The following is a 13,921-nucleotide window of genomic DNA, read 5'->3' as shown; positions in this document are numbered from 1 at the left end:
GGATGGCGGCGTGAAGGGATTATCCCTTCACGCACACCACCTGCTTCAACGTGTGGACGATTTCGACCAGATCGGCCTGCGCGGCCATGACCTTTTCGATCGGCTTGTAGGCCCGGGGCGTCTCGTCAATCACCCCTGCATCCTTACGGCATTCGACCCCAGCCGTGTCGGCGATATGCTCTTCGAGCGAGACCTCTTTCTTGGCCTGGGTCCGGCTCATCACCCGGCCAGCGCCGTGCGAACAGCTGTCGAAGCTGTCCGCGTTGCCGAGGCCGCGCACGATGAAGCTCTTCGCACCCATCGATCCGGGGATGATACCCATCGTTCCCTTCGCCGCGCGCACCGCGCCCTTGCGGGTGACAAGAACGTTCTCACCGAAGTGGTTTTCGCGCGTCACGTAGTTGTGATGGCAGTTCACCGCCTCGCATTCCGCCGTGAAGGGCTTGGCGATCTGGCTGCGAAGCGCCGCGATCGTGTGCGTCATCATCACGTGCCGGTTGAGCTTGGCGAAGTCCTGCGCCCATTCAACCGCCTCGACGTAATCGTCGAAATGGTCGGTGCCTTCCGGGAAGTAGGCAAGGTCCTCGTCCGGCAAGTTGATATGCCACTTGCGCATATCTCCCTTCGCCAGTTCGATGAAATAACGCCCGATCGCGTTGCCGACGCCGCGGCTGCCGGAATGTAGCATCACCCAGACGCGCTGCTCCTCGTCGAGGCACAGTTCGATGAAGTGGTTGCCCGTCCCCAGCGTGCCGAGATGCACGAGGTGATTGGCGCGCTCCAGCTTGGGATACTTCACCACAATCCGATCGAACCGATGAACGAGGGTTGCCCAAGCCTCGACCGTCTCCGACGGCGGATCGCCCCAGGCGCCCTTATCGCGTCCGCCGCGGCCCGCGGAACGGCCATGCGGCACGGCTTTCTCGATAGTCGAGCGGATGTCTTCAAGGTTGTCGGGAAGGTCACTGGCCATAAGCGAAGTGCGCGCAGCCATCATGCCGCAGCCAATATCCACGCCGACGGCCGCGGGGATCACCGCGCCTTTGGTCGGGATGACCGAACCGACGGTCGCCCCGATGCCGACATGGACGTCGGGCATGGCAGCAACATGTTTGAAGATGAACGGCATCTTCGCCGCTCGGGAGAGCTGGTCGCGCGCCTTGTCATCGACGGGAACGCCGCGCGTCCACATCTTGATCGGCGCTCCGCCGTCTACCTGCTGAAGTTCGTAGCCTGTCTGAGTCATCATTTGTCCTTGCTGCGGCAGCCTTAGGGGTGGCCGGCCCATTCCGGCCACCCCGGCGTCATCGTCACCGGGCGTTCGATAAACCCGGCGCTCCTAGCTTTGCAGGCAGCGTGCCAAACTCATTCGGGAAGACGGAAATGCCCGCAGGGATCCGGGATCGCAGGGGTTCATGATGAGACAGCACTAAGATCGTACGTGCCTCTATAACTGTATTTCTTATAGTTTTTTATCGTGATTTATCCTAAAGGATAATAATGCGGCGCACGACGGTAATCGGATTCCTCGGCTCGACACTCGACGCGAGCAAGCGTGACGCGTCACGGTGGAGCAAGTGGCGACCAACGGTGGGGTTGTGCATGCAGCCGGACCTGCGCGTTGATCGGCTGATCCTGCTCCACGGACGCCAGCACGAGGGGCTGGCACGCTTCATCGCCGACGACATCGCCGGCGTCTCGCCGGAGACGAGTGTCGAACCGCGCGTGATGAATTTTGACGATGCTTGGGATTTTGAGGAGGTCTACACCGAGCTACTCGACTTTGCGCAGAGCTTCGAATTTGATCCCGAGGGCGAGGACTACCTCGTCCATATCACTACAGGCACCCACGTTGCGCAAATCTGCATGTTCTTGCTGACCGAAGCCCGGTTCATTCCTGGCAAGCTGTTGCAGACCCAGCCGAAGCGCGGCGCACCCGACCCCTCGGGTGTTTGGAACGCGATCGACCTCGACCTATCTCGCTACGACACTATCGCGCAGCGCTTTGCCGAAGGCAGCCGGGTAAGCACGTCGTTTCTCAAGGGCGGGATCGAGACGCGCAACGCGGCCTTCAACACCATGATCGACGAAATCGAGCAGGTCGCAACGCGCTCTTCCGCGCCACTTCTGTTGATGGGACCGACCGGCGCGGGCAAGAGCGCGCTCGCCCGCCGAATCTACGAACTCAAGGTCGAGCGCCACCGCCTCTCCGGTCCGTTCGTCGAGGTCAACTGCGCGACTTTGAAAGGCGACAACGCGATGGCCGCCCTGTTCGGCCACACTAGGGGCGCCTTCACCGGCGCGGTCGCCGAACGCGCTGGCCTGCTCCGCAGCGCCGATAAGGGCATGCTGTTTCTCGACGAGATCGGGGAACTCGGCCTCGACGAGCAGGCGATGATCTTGCGCGCGGTGGAGGACAAGCGCTTCCTTCCCGTGGGATCGGACAAGGAAGTGGCAAGCGATTTCCAGCTAATCGCCGGCACCAACCGCGACCTCGTCGCTGAGATCGGAGAAGGTCGTTTCCGCGAAGACCTGTTCGCCCGGCTCAACCTATGGACCTTCGCTCTCCCCGGCCTTGCCGAGCGCCGCGAGGACATCGAGCCCAACCTCGACTATGAACTGGAACGCTTCGCCAAGGCGGAAGACCTGCGCGTCACCTTCAACGCCGAGGCGCGCAGGGCCTACCTCGCCTTCGCAACGAGCAATGAGGCAACTTGGAACGGCAACTTTCGCGACCTGTCGGCCAGCATCACCCGCATGGCGACGCTCAGCCAGGACGGACGGATCGACGCGGCTACGGTTACCTCAGAAATCGCGCGGCTCGGGCGACTTTGGCACGGCGAGGGCGACCGAGCTGGTGACAGTGCGCTTGCCGAAGTCCTGCCAGCCGATACCATCGCCCGGATCGACCCCTTCGACCAGGCGCAGTTGGAACATGTAATCGCGGTCTGCCGTCGCAGTGCGTCGTTGTCGGCTGCGGGGCGAGAACTGTTTGCGGTCTCGCGGGGTGAGCGCAAATCGACGAACGACGCCGATCGTCTGCGCAAGTTTCTGGCGCGGTTTGGACTTACGTGGGACGGTATCAGCTAATGGGCCGATAGCGGACGGTCTTGTTTCAGGTGAAAATGAGGCCCTGACTGACACCGACTTCGTCCCATACGAATATGGTCTTGCGATCGATCGTATCGTTAAGAAAGGGCTGCCGCCATGATATACTCACGCCAACCGACTGGGCTCACTGGTCTCAAGAAGGGACCGGGGCCCATAGTAGGCGTTGGTTTCGGGGCGGGCGACAGAAAAGAACTCCTGCAATTTCGCGTGATGGCGATTGAACAATTCTTTCGCCAGCGACGGGAGCGCGGACTTAGCCTCGGCATAATCGTCAAGTGCAATCGATTTTTTCTGATCACATTGGTCGATACGCAATAGGCGCTCACGCCCAATCAGCAGGCCAGCCTGTCCATCGGCATTCTGTCCGCTCAGATCCATAGCCGCGGTCACGACCTCACGCCAATCCCATAGTCCGCCTCGGTTGATCTGCTTCTCGTTAATACTCAACTTTCCCGAGCTGCAACCAAGCGAGAGGATGCGGACCGAGTGACGATCTAAATCATAACAGGTGAGAGCATCGACGAGGGCCAGCATGACCGGGTTATTCGCCCAGACGCCCCCATCGGCGTAAACCTTCTCATCCACCTTGTGCGGCGGGAAGTAGGTCGGCGCGGCAGACGTGGCCAGTGCTACATCGACCATGCTTTGCTTCCAGTCCTGTTGGAAATCGGGGTGATGCGGCGTTTTAAGAACATTCACCTTGGTATTCCCGTCAAAGGTCGGAATAACCAATCGGCGCGTTGATTCTCCAAGAACGCTCGTGCCGAACGTCTCCACCAGCAGCTCATTAAGGACATCGGGTCGATAACGTACCTTCCGTACATTACGGGCCAGCGCGATCCATCCGGCCATCTTCTCCCGCCACCCCGTGCGCTTGGGCTTCGACGGGAAAATCTCGCCGCCGTGCTTGAGATAAAGATCGAGAACCTGAGATGCGGGTAAGCCATGTCCCAGGCCCAACGCGATAATGCCGCCTGTCGACGTGCCAGCGATCATATCGAAATATCGGCCCGCCGACGTACCACCGGTAAAAGCACGTTCGCACTCGGTCAGAATGCTCGCCGGGAGAATGCCACGAATACCGCCGCCGTCAATCGATAGGATCCTGAATTCCTCCTGCTGCCAAGGGAGCTGCTGGCGCCGATCTTGTCGGAGCCCATCAGAGCGGAGGTGGGTTGGAAGCGGCGCTAAAGCGCGCTCGGCGCTTGTCGAACTAGCAGACACCGGTTCTTTTTCCTCCTGTATGACGGCCGAATCCTAACCAGTCGCCGCACGCCAACCAGCCCTCGTAGGACTGGAGCCAATGAAGCGTAAAAGGAACGATGCTGTGTGACAAAGGATCATCAAGCGTCCACTCGCGCGCCTCAGCATCGAACACGCACAAGAAGGGACCTGCGCGCTCGGTCTGCGGCAAGCTCCAATATACGTGTGGCAAATCCCCTTCCGGGTTGCCGGGTTGAAGCATCAACTTCGGAGAAAGCACTTCAATCAAGGGCTGTACATCGATCAGAGTTCGGTTTTCGACCAAGTAGGGTATGCGCTGCTCGATACGGATCGTATAGCGCGTCGTGTAAGGTTGGAGCGATCCTATCCAAACGGCCGAACGCGCATCTAGGAGTTCGACGGTCCAGTCTGGAAGATGCGCGGCCATATCCGCGATCTGGCGCTCTATCGAAATCATCATCGGGGCCGATCACCCATCCCGGTGTTCGAGCGAAGCGGCTTGATAATCGAAGGCGCGTGATCGTTCGCCATCGCTCCGAGGCCCGCCGCCACAGCCACCCCTGCCTTGCCGGCAGAGGCCGCTCCAGCAGGCATGGCAGGCGAGACGGGCCGGCCGTCCCTTGTCATGCCGGCTCGGCCCTCATCGATCGCCTTGTTCTGGACGCGGAAATGATCCTCAAGGACCCGCGTGCCGACCTTCTCACCGAAGAGATCATCAAACACCCTTTTGGTGCGTACCGGATCGAATCCATTTCGGCGCAACTCGGTAATGCTCCCGATGAAATGCTGGAGGTCGGCAGCCCACAAGCGCTGTGCCGACTGATCCTCCGGCCAGCGATCGGTAAAGAGGTCGGGATGATGCGACGGATTGCGCACTTCGATGAGTTGCCCAACCCGATCGGCCGCCACGATCGAATTTCGAATTGCCGTGGCGACAGCAATGACCTCATCGGTCAGGTTGGACGAGGAGGGAGGTGCCTCCAGCGCAAGAGCGGCCATGACAATCGACGGCGGCTTTCGGCAGCCCTTATGGTCATCGCAATTGCGATACCGCTTGTCGCGAAAGCGCTTGAGGATCTGCAGGGCAACCACCCTCGGCGCCTTCTGGTCCAGCGGCACATGATCAGGCATGGGCTGTGTGTCGGCCTTCTCCATCACGCTATAGCCGGCCTGCTGGTCAGCGAAGCTTGCGCCCTCGACCAGCGTCCGGCGATGGTCGAAACGCATCTGGAACGTCGCGCTTAGTTCAACGGTCTTGTTGAAATGCTTGGCGAACCCACAGGGGTTCACCTCCTTGTGATAGCACTCGCCCGTTTCGGGCTTGGAGTGGAACAGCTTCGCAACCCGGGGTTCCTGGCCAGCCAATCGCACGACGGGCATCAAATCGACCGTCACCCCATCCGTATAATGCACCGTCACGCAGCGGCTGTTCCGTTCCACCTTCAGTCCGCGATAGGTTTCGTCGTCCGTCGAAACGATCGCCGAATAGAGCTCGTCGAGCACACGCTCGGGGTCCGCCTCCGACCTGACACACAGTTCGAGAACGGCATCGACGTCATGCTGGTCGCGCGTGATGTCCGAGCGGATCGCGGCATGGATGGCAAAGCTTCCTGAGGGATAAACTTCGCTGACCCTGTCTTCGAGCGGGCTTCCATTGCGATCGACATGCACGGCGAGCGCGTCATAGCGGCGGGTCGCCTCGCGATGCATGGACGGCGTCAACTGGAGCGCGCGGGCCAAGTCCATTAGCGCAGCCTCAACGGGGTCGATCTGCACGAGATTGCCGAAGGGCGATTGGGAAATATCGGGAAGGGTCGCCATGTTCAAAGCCTATCTGTCGTCGGCGAATGCCGGGTGGGAACGACCGATACCACACCGGCCTTGCGCCTCATTTACCCCCGGCGTTGACATTTGTCAACACTTCACTACATATTGTTGACGCTCGTCAACGAAGGGCCTAGCAGGGGCAAATGACTCGGCCGAAGCATTCAAAATCCGAGATCGAGGATGCGCTTCGCCGGGCGGAGGACATGGGTTGGAAGATCGAGAAAGCAGGCCCGCGCGCCAAGCCTTGGGGAGCCGTCAAGTGCCCCCAGGCGTCTCGCGACGGCTGTCGGATGTCGATCTGGAGCACGCCCAAGAGCGCCGCCAACCACGCCAAGCAGATCTTAAGGGCCATCGATGCCTGCCCGCACCGCCCGACGGCGGGCGAAGGGGCGCCGGAAAAGACGAAGAGTGAAAACGAAAAGGAGGCTGATGATGAAAACCTATGAATTCACAATCGTCGCTGACGGCCTGTCGCTAGACGATGAAGAATGGCAGGATCGCTTTCTCGATGCCGGCTGTGACGATGCGTTGGTGGCCATCCAGCGCGGACGATTCGTCATTCGCTTCGACCGTGAATCCTCCAGCTTTGCAAAGGCGCTTCGCAGCGCGAAAGAAAGCGTCGAGAAAGCGGGCGCACATGTCCTGCGGGTAGAACCGGATCCGCTCGTCTCAGCGAGCGACATCGCCGATCGTGCAGGTCTCACCCGGCAAGTCATTTCGCTTTACGCAAATGGGAGCCGGGGGAAAGATTTCCCGAGCCCGGTGGTCAGCCTGACAAGTCAGCGCCCCTTGTGGAACTGGAGCGACGTAGCGTCATGGCTCGCAGATAATGACAAGCTTGAGCGGGACGCAGTCGATGAGGCCAAGGCGATTGAGGCGATGAACGCCGAGTTGGCTCCAGCACTGTCAAGAGCGTTGCCGCAGGAGCAATGTGCACTGGTACCAGCGCGGAGTGAATATCGTACTGCGACACCTTCGATGCCAAGACGCCGCGGTGGAAGACCTACATTTCGTACTGACGTACAGAGCATGAAACCGAGGGGAGTCGACTTTCTCCATCCTCCAATTGCAGCGATGCACTAATCGTGTTTGTCACCACCTTCTATTCTTATAAAGGCGGCGTGGGTCGCACGATGGCCCTCGCAAATGTCGCGGCGATCCTCAGCGAAATGGGGCGCCGCGTCCTCATCGTCGACTTCGATCTGGAGGCACCGGGCATCCCGAGCTACGGGCCCTTCGAAGAAGTGCGCGGCAAACCCGGCATCGTGGACTTTGTCCACGATTATCTGGAGACCAATGCAGCACCGGCGGTGTCCGGCTACATCACCAAGTGCGAGATTGCGCCCGACATCCCGGTCTGGGTGATGCCGGCCGGAGACAATACGTCGCCGCATTATTCCCAAGCTTTTTCATCCATCGATTGGGCACATCTCTACGAAGAGCGCGAGGGATACCTCTTAATCGAAGACCTCAAGAATCAATGGGCGCAATTTGAAGGCAAGGGGTTCGACTATGTCTTGGTCGACAGTCGTACTGGCAATACAGACGTCAGTGGCATTTGCACGCGCCAGATCCCGGACGTTGTGGTCCTAATGTTCATCCCCACGCGTCAGAACATCGTCGGCCTAGGGCCGATCGTGGAGCTCATCCGCACTGAACCCAAGCGCGGAGGCAGGCATATCGAATTGCTTTTCTGCCCTTCCAACTTGCCTGAAGCTTTTGACGAGGACGACATTCTCGGCCGATCGCTCCAATCCGCTCGCGAAGAATTGCGATATGGCGATCCTACGCAACTGGAGCCACCCGTCGTCACCATCGGGCATTGGGCGAATATGGCGCTTCTCGACCTTCCGGTGATCGCCTTGTCGCGCGAAAAATCGAAGCTCGCACGCCAGTATCGAAAACTGGCTCACGCGATCATGGCGGAAAACCGCGAAGACCGCGACGGAGCGATCGTTGCGCTCACTCGAATGCCCGAGATTTTCGAGGCTGCGCGAAAAGTGAAGAGCAGTCAGGCAAGCACTGCGATCCCAGAAAAGGCCAAACAGATTCAAAGAAGGCACCCTGAGGATTCAGAGATCGCATCGCTCGCCGCGGAAGTCTTTTCCGAAGCCCAGCTTTATGAAGACGAGGAGCACTCATTGTCGGTGGCGATCAAGCATGGCTCGGATGGCGTACGACACAGACTTCTGCGGGCCGTGGCGCGGATCAACCTCAACAAAAAGGACGAGGCGCTTACCGATTTGATCGATGTTCTCACCTCAAAAGACGCTTCATCCTTCGATTTCATGCCCGCTGCTCGCTTGTTGAGTTCCGTCACCAAAGAGCCTGAGGCGGTCGCACGGCAAATCTTTGGAAATCCCGAAACCAAATCTCGAGCTATGATCGAGCTCTCTCCTTATCTGATGACTAAACGAGAGAATCTCGATTTCGTAGCCGACGGCTTCATTGAAAAGCTTAACAATACCGACATCTCAGATGAATTCTGGCGGGACATCATCAATTCAGCCTCGATCGCTCTCATCGGTGCACGGCGTTTCAGCGAGGCGATCGATCTGATCCGCAAGGTACTACAAGACAGGCCCGAAGATTTGGCATCGCGCTTCAATTTGCTGATGGCAAAATGGGGGAACGAAAGGGCTGTACACGAGAAAGACGTGAGCTTTCTCTGTGGGGTGTTGCACTCGACATCTAAATCGGAGGCGAATCGGCACCAATGCGCCGCGCTGGCGTGTGCATTGGCAAAGCAAGTCGACGACTCCCTGGTGCAACTCGACGAAGCGCACGCTCGATCCGAATTCGGCTTCTTCGTCTTCAGCTGCTGGACGTACCTATATTGCACGGCTGAAGATTTCCGGCGGGATTTGGCGGAGATGGAGATAGCAATGAAACGTGGTGAGCCCCTCAAACCGCCATTCCTCGGTACTGACAATCGTAACTAGGTCACTTGCACAAGGTGTGACTGGCCGCTAACTCGGCATGGAACGAGCGATATCCATCATCGGTTAACTTATAAGAGCTATTAGTGGTGAAAGTAGGAGCAGTGAAATGGTAGATGACTCAGGGGCCGACTCCTAACATCAATATATATTAGGACGAGTGAGGCTCGGCGATAAACCGCCGGGCCTTTTCTTTTCAAGTTGATGGAAATGGACGAACACTGGCGTAAGATAGCTCGTCGGCTCTCATCCTGAATGCCGGACGATCGTCGCTTTTGAATGCAGCAACAGAGATGTTGGACGAGTCGATCGTCGAGGAGACGAGCGAATTAGTCTTGCACACTGTGGCAATCTTCCAAATCAAAAGGGGCTCGTCACGCCGTCGGATGTCCGAGATGGGGCGAATAGGCAGAAACCGCGAATGACCGACATTAGGGCGCAAAACTGCCGCTCCCGCTAAATGGTCTAGCGCTGAGCGGCAGCTGCTTCAATTCAAGACCGATTTTCATGCCACTGGCTGAGAAAAAAGAACGCTGCCGGCGCATCCTTCCCCTCGTCGAACTTCTCCAAGGTCTGCCGGAGTGACGGCGAGATGAAGGTCTTTGAGAAGTGGAAGTCTTCCACGCCGGGATTTACCTTGGCACCGTTGGCGAGCGCGTGCCCGATGTGAGCAGCCATCTTCCGGCGAAACTCGTCTTCATTCCACGCCAGGGCGGCCGCAAAATAGACCGTGTGGCCCTGCCCTGTCGCCAAATCGCTCACCGTCCCGAGAAAGATGCGTCTGGGAGCATTGGCCGGAACCTCGCTGACCTCCCATGGATACGGAGCCAGCTCGAAAGGGTTCTCCCCTTCCCGGTATAGCTGGACCTCGCCGCTTGCTAAAAGCTCGCGAGCGCGGTCGACCGAGGCTTGCACCTTTTTGACCTCGTCCGGCCCTTTGCGGGCCAAATGGTTAGCCAGAAATTCGGAGGGCTTGGTGTCCTCTTCCGCGCTCATGCCGCCACGTCCCAAGTCTTCTTGTGTTCCTGCCACGCAGCGACCGCCGCCTCGTAGCCCCGATCGCTGCACAGGTTCGTGCATGCTCCGCCAAAGCCATTGATATTGATCGTCCTCGAGAGAACCGCACAGTGAATGTGATTGCCCTGACCCTTGAGGCCGGCCGTGCCAGGGATATGCGCGATGAGGATGACCACGTACCGGTGAGCGAAATGGGAACGAGCAAAGCTGCGTACCCGCTCATAGCCGATGTGCCAGGCTTCATCGTCGTCGAGCATGATCTTGGCCTGGATCAACGCGTGCTTCTCGAAAGGCGGCAAGGTCTCGTCGAACCGCCGGGTCAAGAACTCGATATTTGTGTAATCAGCCGGCGCGCTGGGCGGAAGCAAGACCTCGATCCGCGCCGCACGGCCGAACTTCGGATCGTCGCCGGGGACGCTCTTCTTCTCGATCCAGTCGGTCACGGTCGCACGGTCGAATTCGGTCTCGTACCAGTAACGGAACCAGCTAAAGTCAGGGTGCTCGTCACACGGCTCGTGTTCGAAGATCTTCATCTTGACCTTGGGAGGCACCGCTTTGATCTGAGCGATCTTGGTATCTTTGGTTTTTGCTTTTGCCATGATCAGAACCTCCCTTCGAAAGAGGGCATGTCGACCGTCCGGATGATCCCGGCATAGCGCTGAGACCCGTTCTCGTAAGGCGCGCCTTCGAAGGTATCGAGCCCTTCCTTGTTCAACCGAAAGAAGGGGCCTGCGGTATGTGCGGGAACTAGCCAGAGGGCTTCGCCATCGCGGCGCCAGGCAAGGTATTTGCACAGCCAGGTCTGGCTACCTTCCAGCAAGACATCGAAGGATGCGCCCTTCAGCGGGTCGAAGCGCATCAGGACAAGGTCCTGGCTCAGGAATTGCGACAGCAATTCACACTCGGGATAGAACAGGGGGCGATCACAGGAGGTTGCAGTCAGCACCACGCCCGCTTCGTCGTCTGCGAAGAAGCCGCGCGCGATACTCTCGTTGATGCGAGCAGCTTCGACACTGGCAAGACCGCAGGACGTCACGAGCGAGGCAAAACGGCTGCGCGTCCGGTGCGTAATCCACGGCCGCAAGGGTTCGCCCTCGAGCGGGCGGTTCAGGGTAATCATGTTCATTGGGAAATATCCTTCGAGGAGGTCGCTCTGGCCGAGCTCGCTCTCCCCTCTAGTTTCATTATCTACTCGGCCTACACGCCGAGCCTTCTCTTCATTCTGGGATCAGCTAGGCCGCTGGTCGGCCCCTTCAGCCAGAAGCAGGACCATTGCTTCTGCAAGACCGCGCTGGCGGTCGGCGTCGTCCGTCCAGGGTCGCGTGGCCTTGCGCAGGCCGCGATCGAACTTGAAGCATGTGTCGCCGGCCTTGGCGGTGTCTTCATCGGGTATGAGATAAAGGCCGCCATCTTGATCGATCCACGCGCGCATGGCGGCAAATCGCTCGGCGTTGCCGTTCGCAACGAACAGCACGGTGAAGTCGGCAACTCGTTGAGCATCGGGAGAGTGAAGGCACCTGACGCCGATGGCGGTGGTTCCGAGCTTCGCGATGCCCCTCGCCATCTCATCAGATGCGAGCCGAACGCCCGGCATGAGGATCAGCGATTGTGAGATGCTGGTTTGGCTGCCGCCATTATCCGGCATCATGATCTGGTCGCCGACCATTTCGTAGGCAGTAAGCTGGGCAAGGTTACGACAGATAAGGAGAGCGCCAGCGTAGGACGCTCTTCCTTTGGTTTCTTTCTTTGTCATGGGAGTCTCGAGGCGGCGCGCAGCCGGCTGCAAGTCTGCGCGCCTCAGTGGAATTTTCACCTTTCGGCGTCAGCCACTCAGTCCTCCAATGACATTACTCAACTATCCTTTCGCGGACGAGATGTCGTGAAGCCCGCAACATTTCTTGATGACCGCTTCGCGCCCCATTTCGGCCGTTCCACTCCTTCCATGGGTGATCCACAAGCGGACAGCCATTGAGATCTTGCACAACGCTATGGTGCCCGAGGCATCCGATGACCTTGCATTCACCGATCTTGTCCGACTCGCAGGACCGTAACATCTGTCCCAGCTCGTCTCGTAAAGCCATTAGATCGGAGATTTTGCGCTCCACCTCGGCTAGTTGCTGCTGAACCAGTTGATCAACTTCCTATCGCGCGGGTCCGGTTCCCATTCGCCGCGCGAACCACAAAGTCGCTGAAGGGACCACAATCCACATCAGCATGGGGACTAGGCCAATGTCGGTCCCCGGCAGCAGAGGCATGCTCTCGCTGTACGTCCATCCCCAATCGGCGCCGACCGCCAGGATTTCGACGAAAGCCGTTATTACGAGGCCGGTCGCAAGGTAGACGGCGAAGCGCCAAGCCTCAAAACGGGTCAACCAGTCTCTGGCGGGATCGGCTGTGATGGTGAACGACCATACGGCATTCCGCGTGGACTGGATGCCTTTTGCAGGGCTGCGCCGCTCCGGGCTTGGCGTCGGCGGGATCCCCTACACTATGGCGGATATGAGCATTGAAAAAATGGCCGTCTGGAACTGGCCTGCGGCGGCATCATAGCCCGTTCGACAGACCCGGGATGGCGACACGGGCAGCTTCGCACTCGTCGGCCTTTCCCGAAGTTAAGTCTCTTATGGGCGGCCGACAAAAGCCGTGCATTGGCGAGCCTGACCGAACTGGCGCACGAGGCGCGGACATCAAGGCTCGGCGGTACCCGCAAGTGCATCGATGATGCGGCAATCGCCTACAGTGTCTTGCTCGCAGGCAGCGATCATACGCCCAAGTTCCGTCCGCAACGCCTCCAGGCTCGCGATCTTGCGCTCGACCTCGCCGAGATGGCTTCTGGCCAGAGCGTCGATGCCCGCGCAGGACCGGTCGGCATCATCGGAGAGATCGAGCAATTCCCTGATGCGTGCCATGGAGAAGCCGAGATCACGCGCGCGCCGTATGAAGTTAAGGCGCGCTTCCTCTGCTGGTCCATAATCGCGATAATTGGCCCGCGTGCGTGGAGGGGCAGCGAGGATACCCTCACGCTCGTAGAAGCGGATTGTTTCGGATTTGACGCCGGTTATCCGGGCAAGTTGACCAATTCTCATGACAAAGGCTCCTGCCGCTTGACCTTGTAGTTACTACAAGGTGCATAGGGCGGATCGACGCAAGGAGTCGAGTAAATGGGAAAGACCTGCTGCGGCCCCGATGAGGCCGGTGCAAACAACAACGATCCGACATGGCGGCGCATTCTGTGGATCGCACTGGGCCTTAATGCAATCATGTTCGGCGTGGAGATCGTGGCAGGCATTGCTGCGGATTCGCGCGCCTTGCAGGCCGACGCGCTCGACTTTCTCGGTGATGCGGCAAACTATGCTATCAGTCTCGGTGTAGCGGGGATGGCGCTCGTCTGGCGCGCGCGTGCGGCTCTCGTAAAGGCGGCGACCATGCTGGCTTTCGGCCTGTGGGTGCTCGGCTCGGCCATCTGGGGTTTCTTTGTCGGGGCGTCGCCCGACCCGGGAACGATGGGCGCCATCGGTTCTCTTGCTCTGGCGGTAAATCTCGCCGTCGCCGCGATGCTGTTCCGGTATCGCTCGGGCGATGCGAACATGCGCTCGGTGTGGATCTGTTCGCGCAACGACGCGATCGGTAATATCGCCGTGCTGGCGGCAGCGATTGGCGTTTTCGGCACCGGCCGTGCGTGGCCCGATCTGGTTGTGGCGAGCATCATGGCAGGACTGGCGGTGTGGGGAAGTGCCGAAGTCTCCAAACAGGCCCGTGGCGAACTGCGCTCTACCTAAACTCCAGAATATCCCCGCAATCGG

General features: G+C 59.2%; 15 protein-coding genes. 7 read left to right on the top strand and 8 right to left on the bottom strand.

Annotated elements, in window-relative coordinates:
• Positions 1-19: 19 nt before the first annotated feature.
• Positions 20-1,249, bottom strand: coding sequence for an RtcB family protein (locus WJT74_RS06605; protein WP_343342974.1), 1,230 nt, complete (start codon positions 1,247-1,249; stop codon positions 20-22).
• A gap of 251 nt (positions 1,250-1,500) precedes the next feature.
• On the opposite strand from WJT74_RS06605, the gene rtcR reads away from it, so the two are divergent.
• Positions 1,501-3,090, top strand: coding sequence for an RNA repair transcriptional activator RtcR (rtcR, locus tag WJT74_RS06600; protein WP_343342972.1), 1,590 nt, complete (start codon positions 1,501-1,503; stop codon positions 3,088-3,090).
• 126 nt (positions 3,091-3,216) lie between these two features.
• On the opposite strand, the gene WJT74_RS06595 is transcribed toward rtcR, so the two are convergent.
• The 3 genes from WJT74_RS06595 to WJT74_RS06585 are packed head-to-tail and all read right to left on the bottom strand — an operon-like array spanning position 3,217 to position 6,156.
• Entirely contained in the window at positions 3,217-4,335 is a 1,119-nt protein-coding gene (locus WJT74_RS06595) for a CBASS cGAMP-activated phospholipase (protein WP_343342970.1), read from the bottom strand.
• The gene (locus tag WJT74_RS06590; protein WP_343342968.1) at positions 4,325-4,795 is read right to left on the bottom strand and encodes a hypothetical protein; all 471 of its coding nucleotides are present in this window, start codon (positions 4,793-4,795) and stop codon (positions 4,325-4,327) included. Before WJT74_RS06590 ends, WJT74_RS06595 begins: the two co-directional genes overlap by 11 nt.
• On the bottom strand, positions 4,792-6,156 hold the full coding sequence (locus WJT74_RS06585) for a nucleotidyltransferase domain-containing protein (protein ID WP_343342966.1): 1,365 nt from the start codon (positions 6,154-6,156) through the stop codon (positions 4,792-4,794). The genes WJT74_RS06590 and WJT74_RS06585 overlap by 4 nt, the downstream gene beginning before the upstream one ends.
• 149 nt (positions 6,157-6,305) lie before the next feature.
• On the opposite strand from WJT74_RS06585, the gene WJT74_RS06580 reads away from it, so the two are divergent.
• The 3 genes from WJT74_RS06580 to WJT74_RS06570 are packed head-to-tail and all read left to right on the top strand — an operon-like array spanning position 6,306 to position 9,104.
• Complete coding sequence (locus WJT74_RS06580; RefSeq protein ID WP_343342964.1) at positions 6,306-6,608, top strand: hypothetical protein; 303 nt, start codon at positions 6,306-6,308, stop codon at positions 6,606-6,608.
• Complete coding sequence (locus tag WJT74_RS06575; protein ID WP_343342962.1) at positions 6,592-7,245, top strand: hypothetical protein; 654 nt, start codon at positions 6,592-6,594, stop codon at positions 7,243-7,245. The genes WJT74_RS06580 and WJT74_RS06575 overlap by 17 nt, the downstream gene beginning before the upstream one ends.
• Positions 7,246-7,247: 2 nt before the next feature.
• Entirely contained in the window at positions 7,248-9,104 is a 1,857-nt protein-coding gene (locus WJT74_RS06570) for a tyrosine-protein kinase family protein (protein ID WP_343342960.1), read from the top strand.
• 489 nt (positions 9,105-9,593) lie between these two features.
• On the opposite strand, the gene WJT74_RS06565 is transcribed toward WJT74_RS06570, so the two are convergent.
• From WJT74_RS06565 to WJT74_RS06550, 4 genes are all read right to left on the bottom strand, one after another.
• Positions 9,594-10,097, bottom strand: coding sequence for a hypothetical protein (locus WJT74_RS06565; RefSeq protein ID WP_343342958.1), 504 nt, complete (start codon positions 10,095-10,097; stop codon positions 9,594-9,596).
• Positions 10,094-10,717: a hypothetical protein gene (locus WJT74_RS06560; protein WP_343342957.1), complete on the bottom strand. Its 624-nt coding sequence runs from the start codon at positions 10,715-10,717 to the stop codon at positions 10,094-10,096. Before WJT74_RS06560 ends, WJT74_RS06565 begins: the two co-directional genes overlap by 4 nt.
• A 2-nt stretch (positions 10,718-10,719) precedes the next feature.
• Positions 10,720-11,244 (bottom strand): hypothetical protein, encoded by a 525-nt coding sequence (locus tag WJT74_RS06555; RefSeq protein WP_343342955.1) that lies wholly within the window; start codon positions 11,242-11,244, stop codon positions 10,720-10,722.
• A 102-nt stretch (positions 11,245-11,346) separates the two neighbouring features.
• A complete protein-coding gene (locus WJT74_RS06550; RefSeq protein ID WP_343342953.1) occupies positions 11,347-11,871 on the bottom strand; it encodes a hypothetical protein in 525 nt (174 codons plus the stop codon).
• Positions 11,872-12,515: 644 nt separating this feature from the next.
• Between WJT74_RS06550 and WJT74_RS06545 the strand changes: the two genes are divergently transcribed.
• The 3 genes from WJT74_RS06545 to WJT74_RS06535 all read left to right on the top strand — a co-directional run bounded on the left by WJT74_RS06545 (position 12,516) and on the right by WJT74_RS06535 (position 13,897).
• On the top strand, positions 12,516-12,668 hold the full coding sequence (locus WJT74_RS06545) for a hypothetical protein (protein WP_343342951.1): 153 nt from the start codon (positions 12,516-12,518) through the stop codon (positions 12,666-12,668).
• Between the two features lie 98 nt (positions 12,669-12,766).
• Complete coding sequence (locus WJT74_RS12225; RefSeq protein WP_054522850.1) at positions 12,767-13,234, top strand: hypothetical protein; 468 nt, start codon at positions 12,767-12,769, stop codon at positions 13,232-13,234.
• A 45-nt stretch (positions 13,235-13,279) separates the two neighbouring features.
• Positions 13,280-13,897, top strand: a complete 618-nt coding sequence (locus WJT74_RS06535; protein WP_010240550.1) for a cation transporter — start codon at positions 13,280-13,282, stop codon at positions 13,895-13,897.
• Positions 13,898-13,921 lie beyond the last annotated feature (24 nt).

The organism is Sphingomicrobium sp. XHP0239 (assembly GCF_039555325.1).
In the GTDB taxonomy this organism is placed as follows: Bacteria; Pseudomonadota; Alphaproteobacteria; order Sphingomonadales; family Sphingomonadaceae; genus Sphingomicrobium; species Sphingomicrobium maritimum.
This window is presented reverse-complemented; position numbering and strand designations above follow the sequence as displayed.